The following is a 22,162-nucleotide window of genomic DNA, read 5'->3' as shown; positions in this document are numbered from 1 at the left end:
AATACGAATACATGAAATTATCACACTTTGGTTTCAACTTACCAGACGAATTATTAGCAGAATATCCAGCAGAACATAGGGACGAATCGCGTTTAATGGTATTGAACAGAAAAGAGCAAACCATTGAGCACAAAATGTTTAAGGATCTTATTGATTATTTTGATGAAAATGATGTTATGATTCTTAATAACACCAAAGTTTTTCCTGCCAGATTATACGGAAACAAAGAAAAAACGGGTGCTAGAATAGAAGTGTTTTTGTTACGGGAATTAAACGAAGAGCAACGTCTTTGGGATGTTTTGGTAGATCCTGCAAGAAAAATAAGAATTGGTAATAAACTTTATTTCGGCGAAGATGAAACCTTGGTTGCCGAGGTTATTGATAACACCACCTCAAGAGGGCGTACCTTACGTTTTTTATATGATGGATCGTATAACGAATTCCGTAGAAAATTAACCGAACTAGGCGAAACACCATTGCCAAAGTACATAAAAAGAGAGGTTGAACCAGAAGATGAAGACCGCTACCAAACCATATTTGCAAAAAACGAAGGTGCCGTGGCAGCACCAACTGCAGGCTTGCATTTTTCAAAACACCTTTTAAAGCGTTTAGAAATTAAAGGCGTTAATTTTGCCGAGGTAACCTTGCACGTTGGATTAGGAACTTTTAATCCGGTGGAAGTTGAAGATCTTTCTAAGCATAAAATGGACAGCGAAGAATTAAGCATTGATAGTAAGGCGGTAAACACGGTAAATACCGCATTAAGAAACAAAAAGCGTATTTGTGCAGTGGGTACTACGGCGATGCGCGCCATAGAAAGTGCGGTGTCATCAAACGGGGAACTTAATGAATTTGAAGGTTGGACCAATAAATTTATTTTTCCACCATACGATTTTAGTATCGCAAACTGTATGATTACGAATTTCCATACGCCAAAATCGACCTTGTTGATGATGGCTTCTGCGTTTGCGGGTCACGATTTTATAAAAAAGGCTTATGACGAAGCCATAAAAGAAAAGTACAAATTTTACAGCTATGGCGATGCCATGTTGATTATTTAATAATGTGAAATCATAAAAAAAAGCCTCGTTTTACGAGGCTTTTTTTATGCTTTATGTTTTTGAAACTACAGAAAAAAATTAAAATTTAATATTTAATTCTTCCTGAGTTAAAGTTGCACCGTAATAATGGTCTAAAAACCAAGTGTTATCTTTTTTGTAAATAATTCCATCAATGCCTTCAACTACAAAAACATCTTTGAGGTTGGTTTTATTTATTCTATAAACCACTTTTGGTGAGCTGTCGACCAACTGAAAGCCGTTTGCGGTTTCTTGTGCGTACAAAATGTTTGATGTGCCTTCGATAACCGTTTTCGGTGTTGATTTGGCTTCTGTTAGCGGTACTTCAATAATTTCTTCGGCTTCAATTTTTGTTTCGGAAACCGCTGCAACGTCTTCTTTTTCCTTTTTTAAAGATTGGATTTCTTCCTTCAATTTCTGAATTTCTTGTGCCACCTCATTGTTGGTTTCCACATCTGTTTTGGCAACAACCATAGCGTTTTTATTGCTGGGTTTATAACTGTAATTCACCGCTTCAAAAGATTTAAAGGCATTTCGCAACGCTTCGTTGTAGGCTTTGCCGTAATCCTTCAACCTACTTTCGCCTAATTGCGAAGTGTAAACCACTACACCATTGCAATCTTTTAGGGCAACAGTTAACTTGGTTTTAAACATGCCAGATTCCTTTAAAACATCAGAATTTAAACCCATACAGCGATTTTGCTTAAAGTCGTCTGGATAATTTTCGCCTTCCAATAAGGTGTTAAAACCATATTTTTCGAATAAAAATTTAGTTAATGAATTTAAAAGATATTGGTTTTCTTGTTTTAAGAAACTGTACTTTTTAGGAACAATTACATATTTATAATCGTTTAAATTGGTTTGAGAAAATGCACTTGCGATAATAAAACAAGCTATACATGTTGTAAATAATTTAGTTTTCATTTTTTTTATAATAAAGTTAAATCCCAAATTTGTTTGGAAGGTTTTTAAATAGTCATCTGTTTTAGCGTTATGCTGAACTTTATTCGGCATCTCAAAGTGTGTTTTTTTATGATGTGACCCTGAAACATGTCTAGGGTGACAAAGGCTTATGGTGCATTACGACACTAAAAGCCCAATTGTAAAGATACGTTTTACAAATAATTTTTTAAATGAATTAGATTGTTTATTTGCTTAATATTTTCGTTTACTGCTTCGTTTTTACTGTCGAACAAAATGGCATCCATTCCAATATTTATGGCGCCTAATACGTCTGCTTCATAGTTGTCGCCTATCATTAAAGCTTGATTCACGGGTGTATTCGCCACTTTTAGAGCATGGTTAAAAATTTTAGGATTTGGTTTTTTTACACCAACCGATTCGGAGTTTGTCACCGTTTTAAAATATTGGATGATGTTTGAATTTTTCATTTTTCCTTGCTGTACTTCGCTAAATCCGTTGGTTATAATGTGAAGGGTGTAGTTGTGTTTTAAATAATCCAGGATTTCAAAAGTATTTTCAAACAAATGGTTAAAACTGCTTAAATGCGTAATATAATCTTCTGAAAGTTGATGGATTACACGACTTTCAACCGTAAAGTCCACGGCTAAAAAAGCATCGTTGAGCCGCCCAAAACGCAATGACGCTTTATCTATTTTTTCTTCTCTGTAAAGCTTCCAGTAATTTAAATTGATTGGTTCGTAATACGCCAAAAATTCATTCAAATTAATATCAATGTTATTCAGCTTAAAAATTTTATCGAATGTAAGCGCTGAGTTTTTATCAAAATCCCAAAGGGTGTGGTCTAAATCAAAAAATATATCTGTAATGCCTTTAATCTTCATTTACCGATTCTAAAATAATATTAAACAATGTTTTAAAGTCTTTCCAACGGTTGGAATCACTAAACGTGTAATTGTGAAAAACAGGAACTAATTCGCCGTTTACCCGCTTTACTTCGTTAATAATTTGATGTAATGCCTTTTTCTTGTCCAACAACGATTTGTGTTTAAGCAAGGCAAAATCCATCAGGTGATAACCATGAATTTTTAATGGGGTTTGGGTTTCGTAATCCAAGTCGTAAAATAAAAATGGTGTGCAAGACCCTGCCCTAAAACCAATATGATTGATATAGCCCATGGTGTAATCTTCTTCTATTTCCAAATCAATAAGATTTCTGTAAGATTCGGGTAAATTAAGTTTAGAGTGCGATTGCCTTGAAGCTTTTAAATTGGTGTTAATTATTGTCTCCATCTGAAGTTTCTCCTTTTTTAAAGTCTTAAGGTTATCAATGGCAAAGAATGATGCTTTTAATCCAACAAGACTATAATCGGCCACTTGTTTTATAAGCGAAATAAACTTTTTTTTATTGGCATTAATACCTTTGTCGTATGTTGAGTAAGAGCCTATTAAAAAGAAAAATATAAATTTAAACTTGCTTTGTTTTTGTTTGTTTATTATGTATTTAAATGTGTCAAAAGGGTCGTGTTTTAATCCGAAAAGCACCATAAACCGGTCGTATAAACTCCTCAATTTAAAGCGAAATAAATCTCTAATGGCACCACCAAAGGTTCTAATAATTCCCTTTAGTCTATAGTTATACGGACTTGGTACATCAATTACAGGTTTTATGCTATAGCTGCGTTTGGGGAAATTAAAATCCGGGAATTGATTTTGTAAAGCTTTTTTAAATTTTAACGCCCAAATATCTACAACAGGCTGATGTAAAAAGTTGTGTTTAAAAGCGATACTTTCGGTAGCCAAAAAACGTCCAAACTCGTCGCGTACTTGCGGTAAATACTCTTCGTAACGGGATAATAAATAAAATGATGCCGCAAAAATATCAAACGGAATCGCGCTTTTATCGCCGTTTTGAAAGAAGCCTTTGGTGTCCTCCCAATCGTGTACGTGTATGTCTACGTCCGATAGGCCTTGCTCAAATAAAATATCATGACTTTTTATAAAAAACTCGTTTGCCAATGGTTGCCGAGTGTACGACATTTTTAAATTATCGTGCGCAATAAACGCCTCAATTTTTGTGGTAAACGACACATCAATACCCAATACCCTAGTGCAAATATGTTTGAATACATATTTTAATCTAGGTGATATTTTATGGGTATATACTAATAACATCATTTTCTAAAATTCGAATATTTTAAATATCAAATTCCAAAACCATATAATTAGTATACGGTTGGAATTTGGAATTCGTGCATTTTTTTACAGGTTAAAGCGTGTTTTCATCTGCAAAACTAAAGTATGCTTTTTCTGTTATAATTAGGTGGTCTAACACTTTTATATCCAAACTTTCAGCGGCAACTTTTAATTTATTGGTAATTTGTTTGTCGGCTTCACTGGGTTTTAAAGTACCTGACGGATGGTTGTGTGCCAAAATTAAACCCGTGGCACCAACTTGCAATGCGTTTTTTAATACCAAACGCACATCCACCAAAGTGCCCGTAATGCCACCTTTGCTCAATTGGTTTTTTTGAATCACTTTATTGGAATTATTCAAGTAAATAATCCAAAATTCTTCGTGTTGGAGTTCCCCAATAATGGGTTGCATAAGTTCGAAAACCGATGTACTGGATGTGATTTTGTTTTTCTGCAATGCCTCTTCACCTCGTCGACGTCGCCCCAACTCCATCGCAGCGGCAATGGTAATGGCTTTCGCCTCTCCAATACCTTTAAATTGCATTAATTGTTCAACCGATAGTTTTCCCAGTTCACTTAAATTATTGTCAACACTTGCTAAAATACGTTTGCATAAGGCTACGGCACTTTCTTCTCTATTGCCCGAGCCAATTAAAATAGCTACTAATTCCGCATCGCTTAAGGCGGTTTTGCCTTTATAAAGTAATTTCTCGCGGGGTTGATCGTCTTGCGCCCAATTTTTTATTGAAAATGAAGATGGTTTTTCAGACATTGGATAAATATAATTATTGTAAATTTCAAGTGCAAATAAAGTATTTTTGTAAAACACTTTATTCAGATTCCCGTATTTACGGGAACGACAATTTCAACGGATACTCAAGGTTTTACATTGAGTGCTTTTTTAAACTAAAATACCGAAATATGAAGTCTTTATTTGAAACTGAAACGCAACAAATCATTTTAAACAGAATACAAAACTTAAATGAGACATCGCAACCCAATTGGGGCAAAATGAATGTGGCTCAAATGCTTACCCATTGCCAAAAACCTCTTGAAGTTGCCAACGGTACTTTAGAGCTAAATACCAAAATTGGTTTTGCAAAAAAACTCTTGTTTAAACTTTTTAAATCTGCCATGTATAATGATAAGCCATGGCAGAAAAATTTGGGAACCGTTCGAGAATTTATAGTAACTGATGCCCAGGAATTTACAATTCAAAAAGAAAAATTGATACAAGATATTAATGAGTTTTCACAATTAAAAGAAAAAACGAGTTGGCCAACACATCCGTTTTTTGGAGATTTTACAACTGAACAATGGGGTAAAATGCAATACAAACATTTAGATCATCATTTAACTCAATTTGGAGTGTAATGGCGTGATATATAATGTGAAAATTAAAATTGTTCCGTTTCAGTTTCAAATTTAGAACCCTAAAAATTATTCACTTTTAATTATTAATTAGTTTGAATTATCCACCAAAACATCATCAAGAAAATAATATTAATCACCTGATTGAAGTGATTAAAACCTATCCGTTAGCCACGGTTATTTCAGTAAAAAATAACGCGCCTTTTATAAGTCATTTACCCTTAATTTACAATGATAACGGAAAGCTTGTTGGACATATCGATAAATATAATCCGCAAGCGGAATTACTCAACAACAATAATGTAGTAACTCTAATTTTTTCGGGGCCGCAGTGTTACATTTCACCCAGTGTTTATTCAACGGCGCAACTACCCACTTGGAATTATATAAAAGTGCATGTAAAAGGAACGGTAACTGCTGTAACCGATGAAGAAAAAGTAAAGCAAAGTTTGGTGGACATGGCTAGTTTTTTGGAGGCTCCAGACCATAAATACCAATTAAAAATGGATGACCCAAGAATGCACGGTTTAATAAATTATATAAAAGGATTTGAGATTGATATTACCCATTGGGAAGGTAAATTTAAACTTTCGCAAGACAAAAATAAAACCGATATGACTCAAGCGAAATGGGAACTTATACGAGCCAATAAAGCAAGTATTGAAACTTTTTTGAGTAAAGTGTTTAACTGAATAAGGGCCTTTGAATGATATGAGTTTGAAATAAATTCCCAAATAACATAAATGAAATTATTTTTAAATGAAATGAAAAACCACACGCCAATATTGTTACTGTTTGTCCTTTTTATGGTTACAAGCTGCTCAAAATCCACAAAAAAAGAAGAACAAAAACCAAACATTATTTATGTTTTGGCAGACGATTTGGGCTACGGCGATATTTCAAGCTTTAATGAAAACGGACAAATTAAAACCCCAAACATCGACCAATTGGCCAACGCGGGCATTAGGTTTACCGATGCACATACGTCATCGGCAGTATGTACGCCAACGCGTTATGGTATTTTAACCGGGCGATATAATTGGAGAAGTAAACTAAAAAGCGGTGTGTTAACAGGAAAATCTAAAGCTTTAATTCCAAATTCGAAAACCACTGTGGCTTCTATGTTAAAAAAACAAGGATACCACACCGCATTTATTGGCAAGTGGCATTTAGGTTGGGATTGGGCTTTAAAAGACAAGGACAGTTTTGGCGGAATCGGTTGGGATTTTAAGGATTTCGATAATATCGATTTTACAAAACCCATAAAAAACGGTCCAAACGATTTAGGGTTTACCTATGCGTATGGGCATTCGGGTTCGTTGGATATGGCACCTTATGTGTATGTTGAAAACGGACGGGTTACCGCTGTTCCGGATTCAATTACCGAAAACTCGGGCAAATACACTTGGTGGCGCAAAGGGCCAACTTCAAAAGATTTTGTCCATGATGATGTAACGCCCAATTTCTTCAGAAAATCGTTTAAGTACATTACCGAAAAAGCTAAAAGCGACCATCCGTTTTTCTTGTATCTTGCTTTACCGTCGCCGCACACCCCAATTTTGCCAACAGAGGAATGGCTGGGGAAAAGCCAATTAAATCCTTATGCCGATTTTATGATGCTCATCGATGCTTACATGGGGCAGCTTGCCAAAACAATAAAAGAAGCTGGAATTGAAGAGAACACCATCGTTGTTTTTACAAGTGATAATGGCTGTTCGCCGGAAGCAGATTATAAGGTTTTAAAAGCAAAAAACCATAATCCAAGTTATATATATCGCGGACACAAAGCCGATATTTTTGAAGGCGGACATCGGGTGCCTTTTATCGTTAAATGGCCTAAAAAGATAGCGCGAGGTATTACTTCAAAAGAAACCATTTGTACGACCGATTTTATGGCGACCTGTGCCGAAATTTCGGGATATAATCTTTTGGATAACGAAGCTGAAGACAGTTACAGTTTACTGCCGCTATTCCTTCAAAAAAAGCTTAATAAACCATTTAGGGAAGCCACGGTGCATCATTCCATTAACGGGAGTTTTGCTATAAGAAAAGGGGAATGGAAACTTATTATGTGCCCTGGCTCTGGTGGTTGGAGCTTCCCCAGACCCGATAATAAATCCGCTTTGGATTCGTTGCCAAAATACCAGCTTTATAATGTAAAGGAAGACCCCGGCGAAACCCAAAATGTGATAGCGTTGAACAACCAGAAAGTTGAAGCATTAAAAGCACTACTTATCAGATATATTAAAGAAGGACGAAGCACCCCTGGCACGCCACAAAAAAATGATGCCATTGATTTTGATTGGAAGCAGGTTGGTTTTATGGAATAAGTTGTTTTTTGCCATTTTGATTTTGTCAGAAAAAACGATACCTTCGTTTAACTATCGATAAAGTTCGTTGAAACGGAACTTGATCTTAGCATTAAACGAATCTCCTCAAAAATCAATCACTTCTTCCTATCTATCACATAATTCACCATTAATTTCAGTGCGTCTTTATACGCTGAATCCGGATAGGTTTCTAAAAGCTGCAAAGCTTCATTTTGAAACGTTTTCATTTTGGCAACAGCATAGTCTAAGCCGCCATTATTTTTAACAAAGGCAATCACTTCTTTAACGCGTTTGGTATCTTTATTATGGTTTTTAATGGAGTTTATCAGCCAGCGTTTATCTTTTTTATCGGCTTGGTTAAGCACATAAATCAATGGCAGGGTCATTTTTTGTTCCTTAATATCAATGCCTGTGGGTTTGCCTATTTGTGTAGCGCCATAATCGAACAAATCGTCTTTTATTTGAAAGGCCATACCGATAAGTTCTCCAAACTTGCGCATGGTTTCAACATCCTGCGAATCGGGTTTTACCGATGCGGCACCCAAACTGCAACAGGCTGCAATGAGTGTTGCCGTTTTTTGACGAATAATTTCGTAATAAACCGTTTCGGTAATGTCTAATTTTCGAGCTTTTTCAATTTGAAGCAGTTCCCCTTCACTCATTTCCCGGACCGCAATGGAAATGATTTTAAGCAAATCGAAATCATTATTATCAATGGATAACAACAAGCCTTTAGATAGTAAATAATCGCCAATTAAAACGGCTATTTTGTTTTTCCAAAGAGCATTTATGGAGAAAAATCCACGACGCCGGTTGCTATCGTCCACCACATCGTCATGTACTAAAGTTGCCGTATGGATAAGCTCGATAACCGAGGCGCCTCTGTATGTGCGTTCGCTCACTTCGCCATTCGATACCATTTTAGATACCAAAAACACGAACATAGGACGCATTTGTTTTCCTTTACGGTTAACAATATAATGCGTAATTCGGTTAAGCAACGCCACTTTACTGGACATGGATAATTGGAACTTTTGCTCGAAAAGATCCATTTCGAAGGCTATGGGTTGCTTTATTTGTTCTACTATTTTCAAATGCTAAAATTGAATGCCACAAAGCTAATGATAAACTGATATTAAGCAACGTTTTAATCAAAAAAACCTATTTATATGCAATTTGGTTATATGCTAAAAAGAGTGAATAACCTTATTTTCAGTATGAATATAAATAATTGTTTAAACAAAATATCATTTGAGTTATTCATTATTCTTTTAGTGTTAATCATTTATTAATTAAATAATTAATTTAGCATAAATTAAGGCCACATTAAATGTTTAATAAACATTTGTTGAAAACTAATCTATTACAACTTTAAACCTATTTATTATGAAGAAAATTACTTTATTATTCGTTTTTCTAATCTTGTCCCATTTTGTTAGAGGGCAAATTTTATCTGAAAATTTTGATGATGTATCCACTTTGTCGACTGCAGGTTGGACTATATTGAATGTTAGTGAGTCTCCAGGTACGACAAATTGGTTTCAAGGTGATACAAGTAAATTTAGGGCTAATGGAGGTGCATTAAATTCTTATATAGCTGCTGATTATAGATCAGCATCAGGTATAGGTCAATCAGTTAGCACTTGGCTTATCCTTCCAACACTATCGTTAAAAAATGGTGACGAATTAAGTTTTTATACCAGAACGGTTGACCCCGTTCAATATCCGGATAGACTACAGGTACGCATTGGAGCAGGAACCAATCCAATTGCTCCAACAAATAGTACAGATGTTGGTGAATATACTACCTTGTTATTAGATATTAATCCAACATATCTTACTACAGGTGCAGGCTCTTATCCTACAACATTTACACAGTATACAGTAACGGTTTCAGGCTTGAGTGTTACACCTGTTGATGCACGACTTGCATTTAGGTATTTTACTGAAGACAATACCAATAACTCTGACTATATAGGTGTTGACACTGTTGTAGTTACTAGCTCTACTCTTGGTTTAACGGATGTAGAAGCCAAAGCCTTCAGTCTTTTCTATAATAAGTACGAAGGTGTTTTATCTTTAAAATCACCTCATTCTAAGTTGCATAATGTTACCCTGTACAACTTATTAGGGCAAGAAGTTTTGAGTAAAAAATTATATCAAACAGAAGAGGAGGTTGATGTTTTGGATTTAAATCGAGGTATTTACCTCGCTAAAGTGACCCTAGAGGGGCATTTGAAAACCATCAAATTTTACAAAGATTAATTAAAAAAGGCTGCAATTTGCAGCCTTTTTTAACTTTTATTTGCTAATTGTCCACATGCCGCATCAATATCTTTTCCTCGGCTTCGGCGTACATTAACCACAATTCTGTTTTTTTCTAAAGTGTTAATGTAGTTTTCTAAAGCCTCGTTTGTAGCTTGTTGAAAATGGCCGTCGTCAATAGGATTGTATTCTATGATATTAACTTTACAGGGTACATATTTACAGAACTTAACAAAGGCATCAATATCTTTTTGAGAATCGTTTATGCCTTTCCACACGACATACTCGTAACTTATTTTACGTTTTGTTTTTTCGTACCAATATTCTAAAGATTCTTTTAAATCCTTTAAAGGGAAGGTTTCATTAAAAGGCATGATGGAGGTTCGAACATCATCGATAGCAGAATGCAACGACACGGCTAAATTAAATTTAACATCGTCGTCGGCCATTTTTTTTATCATTTTTGGAACCCCAGAAGTTGACACCGTAATGCGTTTTGGCGACATGCCCAAACCTTCGGGTGAGGTGATTTTATCGATGGCTTTAATTACGTTGTTGTAATTCATAAGAGGTTCGCCCATGCCCATAAATACAATATTGCTTAGAGGCCGATTGTGATATAATCTACTTTGATTATCGATGGCAACCACTTGGTCGTAAATTTCGTCGGGGTTTAAATTACGCATCCGTTTTAATCGTGCCGTTGCGCAAAATTTACAGTCTAAACTACAGCCAACTTGACTGGACACACAGGCTGTTGTACGTGTTGCGGTGGGAATTAAAACCGACTCAACAATTAAACCATCGTGCAAGCGCACCGCGTTTTTAACCGTACCATCGTTACTGCGCTGCATGTTATCGACTTTAATGTGGTTGATAACAAAATGGTCTTCGAGCATTTGGCGGGTTTCTTTTGATATGTTGGTCATGTCCTCAAAATGGTGTGCCGATTTCTGCCAAAGCCATTCGTAAACTTGATTGCCCCTAAATGCTTTATCGCCTTGTTTTACAAAGAATGCCCTTAATTGCTCTTTGGTTAATGCGCGTATGTCTTTTTTCTTCGCCGTCATAAGTTTTGCAAAAATAGTGAAAGGAATTTCGATGGACGAATTACCGTTAACGATTTTTAATGGGAGTTAGTATTTGCGTTAGGGATTGCAGTGGAAATCCTTTTTGTGAGGCACGAACAAAAAGATTGTAGCGTAAAGCCCGACCTTTTGCGATCCTGCAAGGTTTTTAGTAACCTTGTAGGTATGAGTAAAAGGTAACGCCCAAATAATGATGGTGTGATGCTGAAACAATACCGAATGCTTTCGGGGTAGCGCGACAAATTATGATGGATTTTAAATTTTTGAAGTGAGCGATTTGATGAACACGTAGCCAAAACCTAAAAATAACATGAGGTGAAAGGGGAACAATCCGAAATCGCCGCCTTGGTCGCCCACTACAAATGCGCTGTACATGCCAAAGGCGAAATAGAGCATTAATAGCCCCTCGAAAACAACGTGCATTGAGATTGTTTTTTTGAGGTATTTGTTGTTTTTCCAACTGTCTTTTATCGTGTTAATGTTGAATTTTGGGGTACGTACAAATTCGCTTTTTTTGCCTAAATGCCCTTCTAGAACCGCAATGGAATTGTGTAGCGAAAAGCCCATGGCTATTGAGAAAAACACAAAAAACATACCTATGTAATTCATAAAGTTTTTTATGCCGCCGCCGTATGTTTTTCGATACATGATCCAATAGCAAACAAAAAATATTACGGTACTTATTACAAAAAAACTCATCACTAAAAAATAGGCTTTTAAGTGCGTGTACTCGTTTTTTATGTAAAGCATGGGGATGCTTAATACGGCCACTATAAGGATGTTTAAAAACATGGTGCTGTTTAGTAAATGCAGCAGACCGTGGGCTTTTGTTTTTGCCGAAATATTTTTGTTTTTCAACACTTTCCACATCATTTTTCTAAAGTTTTCGGCACCGCCTTTGTTCCATCTAAATTGTTGCGAGCGTGCTGCGCTAATGGCTACGGGGAGTTCTGCAGGTGTTTCTACATCTTCGAGATATTTGAATTTCCAGTTTTTTAATTGGGCGCGGTAGCTTAAATCGAGGTCTTCGGTTAGTGTGTCGCCTTCCCAATTGCCAGCATCTATAATGCAGCTTTTGCGCCAAACACCGGCTGTACCGTTAAAATTTATAAAATGCCCTTTACTGTTACGGCCCACTTGCTCCAATGTAAAATGTGCATCCAATGCAAAGGCCTGAATTTTTGTTAATACGGAATAATTGCGATTGAGGTGTCCCCAACGGGTTTGTACAACGCCAATATTATCATCTTTAAAATACGGAATGGTGCGTTTTAGCCAATCTTTTTTTGGTAGAAAATCGGCATCGAAAATAGCTATAAAATCGCCTTTGGCTGTTTTTAACCCTTCTTTAAGTGCTCCAGCTTTAAAACCTTGTCGGTTGGTTCTGGTAATATGCTGAATGTCTAAACCTTTGGCTTTAAGTTTATTGATTTGATTTTTTGTGGTTTCAACGGTCTCGTCGGTTGAGTCGTCTAAAACCTGAATTTCCAATTTATCTTTTGGGTAGTCTATTTCGGCAATGTTATCAAGCAAGCGCTCCATCACATACATTTCGTTATAAACGGGCAATTGTATGGTTACAAAGGGGGTTTCTGCCGGGTTTGATAAATTGAAAGTTTCACAGGAAGCATTGTTTTTTTTAGAAGATAAATAGTTGAATAGGAGGTTTAATTGTGCCAAAGCATACATAAATATAAGCAATAACGCGATGGTGTAAACAACTATAATTATGGTTTCTAAAATCATTTTTTAATACTGTATTTAAAAATCCAACCTAATATTTTAAAGCCTGCAAATATAGCACCTTTTAGGGTTCCGGAAACTTTTGAGACGCCAATTCGGTTTCTGTAATTCACCGGTATTTCGGTGTATGTTAGTTTTTGTTTTAAAGCTTTTAATTGCATTTCTACCGTCCAGCCATAGGTTTTATCTTCCATATTTAGGCCCAATAGTTTATCGTATTTAATAGCTCTAAACGGACCCAAATCGGTGAATTTTGCTCCAAAAAATAAAGACATTAATGTGGTTGCCAACCAATTTCCGAAAATTTGGGGCAACGTCATAGCGCCCTGTTCTCTAAGTCGTTTTACACGGGCACCGATTACAAAATCTATGTCATCATTAATAATTGGCGCTACAATTTTTGTTAATTCTTCGGGATAATCGCTGTAATCGCCATCTAAAAACACAACGATGTCTGGTTTAGTATTTTGATTTGCAATATGCTGCATGCCTTTTAAACAGGCATATCCGTAGCCTTTTCGAGGTTCGGTTAAAACGGTTGCCCCAGCTTTTTTAGCGTTAATTTCGGTATCGTCGGTAGAGTTGTTGCTAACCACAATAATTTCATCAACTATATTGGGAATATCATGAATAACGTGTGTGATGGAATTTGCTTCGTTGAATGCGGGAATGATGACTTTAATATGTGTCATTGTAAATCTAGTAGATTATTTTCTTTTTTGAATGCTTTTAAATCCGTCCATGTTTTAATTTTTTTTCCGGCTTTAAACTTATCGACAGAAACTAATTTTTCATTTTCATACATGAGGCAATATCCGTTTTTCTGATTGTATTTAAACTGACATTTGTAATTTATTTTTTCCTCGCTATTGTAAAAGGACCACCAATTTGTTTTCTTGCCATTAACAAAACGACCCTCACTTTGTTTCGTGCCATTTTCGGTGTAAAAATACCAATATTTAATAGGTTTGTTTACTGAAAAATGACCTTCTTTTTTAATGTTTCCGTTTTTGTAAAAGAATTTCCAATATCCACTTTTTTGATTGCTTTTTATCCAACCTTCAGATTTTAAAACACCGTTATCAAAATAGTTTTTTTGATATGATTTTTAGGCTGAAATTGATAAGCAGATTAAAAGAGTTATATAGAATAGAGTCTTTTTCATTTTAATTTTGCCACGAATACACGAATGTTTTTTAAGGAATACTGAAAACTTACTTCTGATTCACCAAATCCATTAAATCCACATCGTTCCCCAGTAAAATATCGTTCGGATTTATGCGTCCTTTTTCCGGTCCATTTTCTAACTTTAAAACACCTCGTGGGCAAACTGCAGCACAAATTCCGCACCCCACACAACTTGCTCGTATAATATTTTCGCCTTTTTGGGCATAAGCGCGCACATCGATTCCCATTTCACAATAGGTGGAACAATTACCGCAAGAAATACATTGGCCACCATTGGTTGTAATTCTAAATCGGGATTTAAAACGCTGTACAATACCTAAATATGCCGCCAACGGACAACCGAAACGGCACCAAACACGGTTGCCAAAAATAGGATAGAAACCCGTGCCGATAACCCCGGCGAATATAGCGCCAATTAAAAATCCGTAAATATCTTGTATGGTTTGGGTTTTAATACCTAATACCGCTTCAGCCCCCGAAAAATAAGAGTAAAGTGTAAAGCCCGTCATTACTAAAGCAAACACCAAAACACCGTGTACCAACCAGCGCTCTAATTGCCATGCTTTTAATGATTTGTCGGATAGTTGTCTGTACGGGTCGCCCAGGGTTTCAGCTAATCCACCGCAGCCGCAAACCCAACTGCAATACCAGCGTTTCCCAAAGAAATATACCATTACGGGAACTATAACCAAGGTTAACACGATGCCCCAAACTAAAATAAACAAGCCTAATCCGCCGCTATTAATAAGTTCATTCAAATTCCAGCTAAAAAAGAAATCATAATCCAATGGGAAGGCGTTTTTAAAATCGTACCAGGGTTTTTCAAATCGTACTAAAATTTCTGGAATTAAAAAGGCAAATACAATTTGAAAAAACAAAACCGATGTGGTTCGTAATGTTTGGTATTTATTGTGTCGGTATTTTATGTACATTCTCACTGCCATAACCGTCATTACAGTACAATATAAAAAGCCATATAAAAACCATTGACTTGCTGGATTTTCGTTTAGATTTTTGCTTATCGGATCGACAAGGTAAACCCAGTTTACAATGTAATCGGGTCTGAAATAGAGTAAAACATAAAAGACAACTAAAAATATAAAGGCAAACCAACCAATCCATCCGCGGTTAGTCGCGGCATTATGATAAATACCATTGTTTTTAATGCCCGCAGGCCCAAGTGTAATAAGCTTTGGAATAATAAATAGTAACGCGCCAATAATGCCCAAGCCAAAAGTGAGCCACCAAAACAGCCATTTATTTTCTTTAACCATGCCGCTTCCGGCACTTTTGGCTATTTGATACGAGAAGCTATGTGGCTTATCCCAAATCACTTTATCCCATTCGTTGTTTTGTTTGTGGGTTTCGTTTGCTGTTTTTAATGACGATGTGATTTTAGACGAAAATGAAAACGGATTTATAAATTCTTTTCCAACTACGTTCGTTTTTAAATCATCAATAAAAAGGTCGCTTTTAATACCTTTATTCGCTATTATAGCGTTGAATGATTCTGAAGTCAACTCATATTTCCCTAAAAATATGAGCGATATAAATATACCGAGACCTGTTAAAAATAAACCAAGCCCTATGTTTTGAATGTTTTTCATATTTTTTTGTCATTCCCGCGAAGACGGGAATCTGTTTCATTAAAAATTTGCGTTTCCATAATAACGGCAATGTTCACTAAGCACTAAAAATACGTGTCCAACTTTTCTTTTTCAGTTGAATGTTCGTATTGTTTTCTTGGTTGAATTTTGAAACGATGTCGGGTTCGTGAAGCTTATAAAACTCAGGGTCGAAATTAGCATCGGCTAAATGTTCTAACACATAATCGACCGAACGTTTTTCGGTTAAAACCTTATCAAAAAACTCGTGTCGCATTCTAATGCCCAAAGTATTAATTCCAATAAACTCACGGGTATTTTTATTGTAATTGATGTGAATGCATTTGTTGCCATCAGCATGTTCCCAATAAAATCGGGCTTCGTTTTCTTTTGTTTGCGCCCAAACCCAACCGTAGGTTTGATATTCAATATCAAAAAACTTAGCCGAATTAAACCAATGCCCGGGTTTATACGCTATGCGGTTACCGCAAATGGTTTGTGCTACGGTTTCTCCCATCATGCGGCTGGTGTACCATACTGCCTCAATTGGTGGACGGTTATCAATACCTTCGTGTTGTTCGGCGCAATCGCCAATGGCATAAACATCGGGAATATTTGTTTCTAAAAACCGATTTACTTTTACACCGCGATTCGTTTCAATATCCGACGCTTTTAAAAAATCGATATTTGGCGAAACACCCGCAGTCAAACCCACCACGTTACATTCAATTTCCTCGCCGGTTTCTTCAATAATTACCGATTTTACTTGTCCGTTTTCATCGGCTTTAATTTGCTTTAAGCTCACGCCTAATCGTAAATCGATGCCGTTTTTTTGTATTTCGCGGTTAATCATGTCGCTTTCGGCTTTGGGTAAAACCATATCCCAAAAACTAGATTCTCGTACTAAAAAAGTTACTGGAATATGTCGCGAGTGCAACATTTCAGCAAGCTCAATACCTATTAATCCGCCACCAACAATTACGGCATGTTTACATATTTTGTTATTGGGTGCGTATTTTTCAAGATTATCTAAATCTTGTTTGTGGTACATGCCCATAACGCCATTTAAATCTTGCCCCGGCCATCCAAATTTATTGGGTTTACTACCTGTGGCAATAATAAGTTTGTCGTATTTTAGAGTGTCGCCATCAGCAAAAAGCAATGTTTTAGATTTGGTTTCAACCGTTTTTACATAGCCTTTTTTAAGGTTGATGTCATTCTTTTTCCAAAACCAATTTTCGTAAGGTTGTGTGTGCTCGAACTTCATGTGTCCCATATACACGTACATGAGCGCGGTTCGAGAAAAAAAATAATCGGTTTCGGCAGATACAATGGTGATTTTTTTAGCCTGTGCTGAACTTGTTTCAGTATCGGAGAGTTTTCTAATGTGTCGCGCAGCCGTAACACCCGAAATACCATTTCCTATTATAACAATATGCTCCATATTTAGTGATTGTGTTGTAGTAGGTCGAAGTTAAAGATAATAACTTATATGGAAGTTGCTAATTTAGAATTGCTTTAAATTGAAGGTATTTTGTAAGGATTTATAAATTTTAAAGACGCAAAAAACTTTTTTTAATCATGTAAGTTAGCTAACATTTTATACGACCGAGGTGTTAACACTTTGCAAAGCATAAATTATAGACAGATGAAAAAACACCATATCATTTTAGTAATTATTTTAGTGAGTATTAAAGGATTTTCGCAAGATGTGAATGGTTTTTTTGTTAAAGCTGATGCTTTTTTTAATAGCTATGTTAATGATGGGAAAGTGGCGTATTCAAAAATTCAAAACAATCAAAGTGGTTTAAATGAATTGATGAAAATGGCCGAAACTGTGTCGGTTTCAAAAGAAGATGCAGAGGTCTATCAAGCTTTTTGGATTAATGCTTATAACCTGTCCGTTATAAAAGGCATCATTGATAATTATCCAACAAATTCACCCTTGGACAATGCTGGTTTTTTTGATAAAACAACGTATCGTTTAGCAGGAAAAAACATCACATTAAATGATATTGAGCACAAACTATTACGCGCTCAATTTAACGATGCGCGCTTTCACTTTGTGTTGGTTTGTGGTGCTGTTGGTTGTCCGCCATTAATTAATAAAGCCTATATGCCAAATACCTTGGATGCCCAAATGGAAACGCAAACTAAAAAAGCCATAAACGGTAATTTTATACGAGTGAACACCAAAAAGAAGCGCGTTCAAGCATCGCAAATTATGGAATGGTATAAAGCAGATTTTACAATGGATGGTACAACGGAAATCAATTTTATAAACCAATACCGAACTGAAAAGTTAGAAGGCAAGTACAAACTGAGTTATTTTCAATACGATTGGAGAATCAATAAACAGTAAGGTCTAAAAAAACAACAAAAACCAAATACACATGAAAAAAGCAATAGCGTGCCTCATATTTTCAGCGATAGCATATACCGGGTTTTCACAAGAAAAAGACGACCAAAAAAGTAATATCCAAACCTATACACCATCAAAACTTTTGAAAAAAGGCCAATGGGACATTAAGTTTTTTAACAACTTATATACCCAAACCAAAGTGGCAAACAGCAATGGCGATGTTTCAAAAAATGAGCCTAGGGAAACGTATTTCACATCAACCATTGATGTTTTTACCGGTGTCTCAGAAAATAGTAAATTGAACGTAGGTTTGCTCATTGAAATACGCTCCAACGTCGTTGGAAACCGAAAAGCGCTCGATGTTTTTAAATTTGACGGAGAAACAGATACAGCACGTTCGGGCATAACTTCTATCGCGCCCGCTATAAAATTCAACCCGTTTAAAAATGTGAGTAACTTTACGGTGCAAACAGCATTTCATATCCCTTTGGTAGATAACGAAACCGAAAACAACGTGTTTTTAGACCAAACCGCTTATACATTTCAAAATCGGTTTTTCTATGATTATACCTTTCCAAGTGGCGATTGGCAACTGTTTACAGAGCTAAATACGGAGTATAATTTTGGAGAGAAAACCAGTTTTGCCGATAAAACAATTGTGCTGGCTCCCGGTGTGTTTTTAAGTTATTTTCCCAATCAATCTTTTACCATCTTGGGGTTTGCGCAACACTTGCAACGTGTTGGCGATTTTAAACAAGATTACACGGCATTGGGTTTTGGTGGCAAATATCAACTATCAAAAACTTTAAATTTAGAAGTACTTTACAGTAATTTTGTAAGAGGCAATACTACGGGTTTAGGGCAGTCATTTAATGTTGGCTTAAGGGCATTATTTTAATTAATAGTGTAAATTAGGAGTTTATTAATCGTTTTTTATGCAACTATTTAAACTCCTAATTGTTTTTTTTGCCCTAAATTTTCAGTCTTGCACAAGTCAACCTGAAAAAATTAACGGTGTAAGCTTTGTAGCCTCACGAGAGTCGATTGATAAAACTCATGTGAAACCTGTTATAAACGTCAACGCGAATTATGCGGCCATTATGCCTTTTGGTTTTATAAGAAATTTGGAGCATCCAGAAATTGTGTTCAATACAAAACGACAATGGTTTGGCGAAACCAAAGCTGGAGCAAAGCAATATATTGAAGTGCTTAAACGGAAGCATATTAAAATTATGATAAAACCCCAAATTTGGATTTGGCATGGCGAGTTTACGGGGTATTTAGAAATGGTATCGGAAGCCGATTGGAAAACCTTGGAAAATTCATATTCCAAATTCATTTTAGAATATGCGCAATTAGCCAAGGAGGTTCATGCTGAAATATTTTGCATTGGTACCGAACTTGAAAGATTCATTGAAAACAGACCCGATTATTGGCGTAATTTAATTGCAGAAATAAAAACGATATACAAAGGCAAATTAACCTATGCTGCCAATTGGGATGAGTTCAAGCGTACGCCGTTTTGGGACGAATTGGATTTTATTGGTATTGATGCCTATTTTCCCGTTAGCGCTAGTAAAACACCAACGGTTGCCGAAGCTGCAGAAGGTTGGAAAATGCATAAACCTGTTATTGAACAGGTGTCAAACACTTATAATAAACCTATTTTGTATACCGAATTTGGTTATAGAAGCGTAGATTATTCTGGAAAAGAACCTTGGAAAAGCGATAGAAACAAGGGGCATGTAAATTTAGAAGCCCAAAGCAATACCACGAAAGCGCTGTTGGAAACCTTTTGGAATGAAGACTGGTTTGCTGGCGGTTTTATTTGGAAATGGTTTGTTAATCACGATGAGGTTGGTGGCGTAAACAACAACATGTTCACACCGCAAAACAAACCTGTTGAAGCTATTTTGCGTAAACATTACAGCAATTTTAAATGAATAAATTAAAGTACATATGGGTCGGTCTTTTGATTTTTACATCCTGTTTAAAAGATACGGATGACGACCTGCGCCATACTTTAGAAGCTTACATTTTAAACAAGCCTTTCGAAATAGGTGCCGTTATTGCCTGTGCTGCAAGCGATGAAAACACGAACGAGATTCTAACCTTTTACTATCCAGAAATCGGTGCAACAAACATTCGATTTTATGAAACTGAAAATGCGCAGGTTGACAAAAACGAATTTTCAAATTATACACAAATTGTCATTCCGAGCGAACCTTTTTTTAACGGTTATTTAGGCAAGTTTACGCAATCATCGGCTAACGAAAAATGGATTATTGTTACTTTCGAACGGCAAGGTGAAATAAAAATATCCAACCCCATTCGTTCCAAACAAAACATAAAACCAACCGTTTGGAATGATGCTGTTTCAATAAACCAAGATGTTTCAACAATGCCAAGCTTTACATGGGAAGACGATGCCTTTGGCGATAATGCCATATATTTTCAAGTGGTTTCAGATGCACAAAACAATTTGCTTTCGGGCACTTATACCTACGATAATCATTTTCAATATTACAACACATCAAATGTGGTTTTAAACATAACAACCCAACTAACGCCACCACCACTCATTACTGGAAATAATTACAATTTCACGTTAATGGATGTTAGTGAAGATAATTGGGTAAATTGGGTGATTCTTAAAACCTTTGAAGCTGAATGAGTAAAGTACTAACCATTGTATTTTTAAGCTTTTTTACTGTGAGTTTGTTTTCGCAGAATAATACGGTGGACGATTTAAAAATACAGGGTAATAAAAAACTAAAATCGTCTTTCATTAAAAAAATTTCATCTGTTAAAACTGGTGAAAAACTGGATTCCTTGGTTATCGAACAAGACATAAAACGCTTAAAACGTTTGCCATCGGTGTCTCATGCCTATTATCAGGTGTTTCATTCCGAAGCCAATCAATATAATGTGTTTTATAATATTGTAGAGAACTTCACGTTAATTCCATCGGCTAATATTTACACCACAAATAACGATGAGTTTGCCTATCGTTTGGGGCTACACGAATTTAATTTATTGGGAAGAAATATTGGTTTTGGTGGGTTTTATCAAAAGGATATTTACAGCAGTTTCGCTATAAATTTTAGAGCGCCCTATTTGTTTTCCAAAAGCCTAGGATTAGCTGTGAACTATCAAGATTTAACAACCCAAGAGCCCGTTTTTTTCGATGGCACAACGGCCGATTATAAATACAACAACCAATCTTTGGAAATTTTAGGATTGTACGAATATAATTTTAATAATAATTTTGAACTCGGAATAAACTATTTTGTTGAAGATTATGTCTATAAATCTGGCGCTACAAACCCTAATGTGCCGCAGCAATTAAATGTGCACAAATGGTTGTTGAAAAGTATTTACGAGTACAATAATCTAGATTATTTTTACCAATATGTGTCTGGTGTAAAAAATCAATTTAACTTTCAATATGTTACATCAACCAACGATATGTTACCCGAATTTTTTATCGCTTGGAATGATTTTTTCTATTTTAAACGTTTTGGTGCGCGTAGCAATTGGGCAAACCGATTACGATTGGGCTTATCAAAAAACGATAAAACGCCATTCGCACCTTTTTCGGTAGATAATAATTTAAATGTTCGAGGCGTTGGCAATACCATCGACAGAGGCACGGGCGTTATTGTTTTAAACACCGAATTCCGTTATACCATTTACGAAAAAAATTGGTTTGTTTTACAAGGCAATGCTTTTGTTGACGCTGGTTCTTGGCGAAACCCGGGAGGCGATTTCGGCGATTTTAGTAAAGCCGAAAATATCAAGGTATATCCGGGATTGGGGCTTCGTTTTATCCATAAAAAAATATACAATGCCATTTTTAGAATTGATTACGGACATGGCATAAGCAAAAACGCAACTAAAGGTTTGGTGTTTGGCATTGGGCAATATTTTTAAGGTATTTAGGGCGTTACCCCTGCGTTCCTTGGGGGGTCGGGCTTTCCCAAGTCGCTCTCTGCGAGGAGCTCCAACAAACCTG

General features: G+C 36.0%; 20 protein-coding genes. 10 read left to right on the top strand and 10 right to left on the bottom strand.

Going from position 1 to position 22,162, the window contains the following annotated elements:
- Window positions 1-11 precede the first annotated feature (11 nt).
- Complete coding sequence (queA, locus tag RNZ46_RS04215) at window positions 12-1,061, top strand: tRNA preQ1(34) S-adenosylmethionine ribosyltransferase-isomerase QueA (protein WP_316984127.1); 1,050 nt, start codon at window positions 12-14, stop codon at window positions 1,059-1,061.
- Window positions 1,062-1,139: 78 nt separating this feature from the next.
- Here the strand turns inward: queA and RNZ46_RS04210 are convergent, their stop codons facing one another.
- From RNZ46_RS04210 to radC, 4 genes are all read right to left on the bottom strand, one after another.
- Complete coding sequence (locus tag RNZ46_RS04210) at window positions 1,140-2,003, bottom strand: hypothetical protein (protein ID WP_316984126.1); 864 nt, start codon at window positions 2,001-2,003, stop codon at window positions 1,140-1,142.
- A 191-nt stretch (window positions 2,004-2,194) separates the two neighbouring features.
- Window positions 2,195-2,884 carry a YjjG family noncanonical pyrimidine nucleotidase gene (locus RNZ46_RS04205; RefSeq protein WP_316984125.1) on the bottom strand — a complete coding sequence of 230 codons (690 nt, stop codon included), beginning with the start codon at window positions 2,882-2,884 and terminating at the stop codon, window positions 2,195-2,197.
- Entirely contained in the window at window positions 2,874-4,175 is a 1,302-nt protein-coding gene (locus tag RNZ46_RS04200; protein WP_491546690.1) for a polysaccharide deacetylase family protein, read from the bottom strand. The genes RNZ46_RS04205 and RNZ46_RS04200 overlap by 11 nt, the downstream gene beginning before the upstream one ends.
- Window positions 4,176-4,269: 94 nt before the next feature.
- Window positions 4,270-4,968: a RadC family protein gene (radC, locus tag RNZ46_RS04195; RefSeq protein ID WP_316984123.1), complete on the bottom strand. Its 699-nt coding sequence runs from the start codon at window positions 4,966-4,968 to the stop codon at window positions 4,270-4,272.
- Between the two features lie 149 nt (window positions 4,969-5,117).
- On the opposite strand from radC, the gene RNZ46_RS04190 reads away from it, so the two are divergent.
- The 3 genes from RNZ46_RS04190 to RNZ46_RS04180 all read left to right on the top strand — a co-directional run bounded on the left by RNZ46_RS04190 (window position 5,118) and on the right by RNZ46_RS04180 (window position 7,897).
- Window positions 5,118-5,570 carry a DUF1569 domain-containing protein gene (locus tag RNZ46_RS04190; protein ID WP_316984122.1) on the top strand — a complete coding sequence of 151 codons (453 nt, stop codon included), beginning with the start codon at window positions 5,118-5,120 and terminating at the stop codon, window positions 5,568-5,570.
- Between the two features lie 92 nt (window positions 5,571-5,662).
- Window positions 5,663-6,259, top strand: coding sequence for an FMN-binding negative transcriptional regulator (locus RNZ46_RS04185; RefSeq protein WP_316984121.1), 597 nt, complete (start codon window positions 5,663-5,665; stop codon window positions 6,257-6,259).
- Between the two features lie 51 nt (window positions 6,260-6,310).
- Entirely contained in the window at window positions 6,311-7,897 is a 1,587-nt protein-coding gene (locus RNZ46_RS04180) for a sulfatase family protein (protein ID WP_316984120.1), read from the top strand.
- Window positions 7,898-8,013: 116 nt separating this feature from the next.
- Here RNZ46_RS04180 and RNZ46_RS04175 read toward each other — a convergent pair whose 3' ends face one another.
- Window positions 8,014-8,991, bottom strand: coding sequence for a polyprenyl synthetase family protein (locus tag RNZ46_RS04175; RefSeq protein WP_316984119.1), 978 nt, complete (start codon window positions 8,989-8,991; stop codon window positions 8,014-8,016).
- A 292-nt stretch (window positions 8,992-9,283) separates the two neighbouring features.
- On the opposite strand from RNZ46_RS04175, the gene RNZ46_RS04170 reads away from it, so the two are divergent.
- Complete coding sequence (locus RNZ46_RS04170) at window positions 9,284-10,162, top strand: T9SS-dependent choice-of-anchor J family protein (protein WP_316984118.1); 879 nt, start codon at window positions 9,284-9,286, stop codon at window positions 10,160-10,162.
- Window positions 10,163-10,191: 29 nt separating this feature from the next.
- Here RNZ46_RS04170 and rlmN read toward each other — a convergent pair whose 3' ends face one another.
- From rlmN to RNZ46_RS04145, 5 genes are all read right to left on the bottom strand, one after another.
- Window positions 10,192-11,232: a dual-specificity RNA methyltransferase RlmN gene (gene rlmN / locus RNZ46_RS04165; protein WP_316984117.1), complete on the bottom strand. Its 1,041-nt coding sequence runs from the start codon at window positions 11,230-11,232 to the stop codon at window positions 10,192-10,194.
- Between the two features lie 273 nt (window positions 11,233-11,505).
- Window positions 11,506-12,996: a cellulose synthase family protein gene (locus RNZ46_RS04160; protein WP_316984116.1), complete on the bottom strand. Its 1,491-nt coding sequence runs from the start codon at window positions 12,994-12,996 to the stop codon at window positions 11,506-11,508.
- A complete protein-coding gene (locus tag RNZ46_RS04155; protein ID WP_316984115.1) occupies window positions 12,993-13,685 on the bottom strand; it encodes a glycosyltransferase family 2 protein in 693 nt (230 codons plus the stop codon). Before RNZ46_RS04155 ends, RNZ46_RS04160 begins: the two co-directional genes overlap by 4 nt.
- Window positions 13,686-14,207: 522 nt before the next feature.
- Complete coding sequence (locus RNZ46_RS04150; RefSeq protein ID WP_316984114.1) at window positions 14,208-15,788, bottom strand: 4Fe-4S binding protein; 1,581 nt, start codon at window positions 15,786-15,788, stop codon at window positions 14,208-14,210.
- A gap of 76 nt (window positions 15,789-15,864) precedes the next feature.
- Window positions 15,865-17,229 (bottom strand): NAD(P)/FAD-dependent oxidoreductase, encoded by a 1,365-nt coding sequence (locus tag RNZ46_RS04145; protein ID WP_316984113.1) that lies wholly within the window; start codon window positions 17,227-17,229, stop codon window positions 15,865-15,867.
- Window positions 17,230-17,433: 204 nt separating this feature from the next.
- On the opposite strand from RNZ46_RS04145, the gene RNZ46_RS04140 reads away from it, so the two are divergent.
- Genes RNZ46_RS04140 through RNZ46_RS04120 form a run of 5 tightly spaced genes read left to right on the top strand, consistent with a single transcriptional unit; the run spans window position 17,434 to window position 22,080 of the window.
- Complete coding sequence (locus RNZ46_RS04140) at window positions 17,434-18,147, top strand: DUF547 domain-containing protein (RefSeq protein WP_316984112.1); 714 nt, start codon at window positions 17,434-17,436, stop codon at window positions 18,145-18,147.
- Window positions 18,148-18,178: 31 nt separating this feature from the next.
- Window positions 18,179-19,045, top strand: a complete 867-nt coding sequence (locus RNZ46_RS04135; protein ID WP_316984111.1) for a transporter — start codon at window positions 18,179-18,181, stop codon at window positions 19,043-19,045.
- Between the two features lie 37 nt (window positions 19,046-19,082).
- Complete coding sequence (locus tag RNZ46_RS04130) at window positions 19,083-20,090, top strand: glycoside hydrolase family 113 (RefSeq protein ID WP_316984110.1); 1,008 nt, start codon at window positions 19,083-19,085, stop codon at window positions 20,088-20,090.
- Window positions 20,087-20,821, top strand: coding sequence for a hypothetical protein (locus RNZ46_RS04125; protein ID WP_316984109.1), 735 nt, complete (start codon window positions 20,087-20,089; stop codon window positions 20,819-20,821). Before RNZ46_RS04130 ends, RNZ46_RS04125 begins: the two co-directional genes overlap by 4 nt.
- Complete coding sequence (locus RNZ46_RS04120) at window positions 20,818-22,080, top strand: POTRA domain-containing protein (RefSeq protein ID WP_316984108.1); 1,263 nt, start codon at window positions 20,818-20,820, stop codon at window positions 22,078-22,080. Before RNZ46_RS04125 ends, RNZ46_RS04120 begins: the two co-directional genes overlap by 4 nt.
- The last annotated feature ends 82 nt before the right edge of the window (window positions 22,081-22,162 follow it).

Origin of the sequence: Hwangdonia lutea (genome assembly GCF_032814565.1) — a bacterium.
GTDB classification, from domain to species: Bacteria; Bacteroidota; Bacteroidia; order Flavobacteriales; family Flavobacteriaceae; genus Hwangdonia; species Hwangdonia lutea.
Note: the sequence above shows the minus strand (reverse complement) of the source record. Positions and strands in the feature narration are given on the sequence as shown.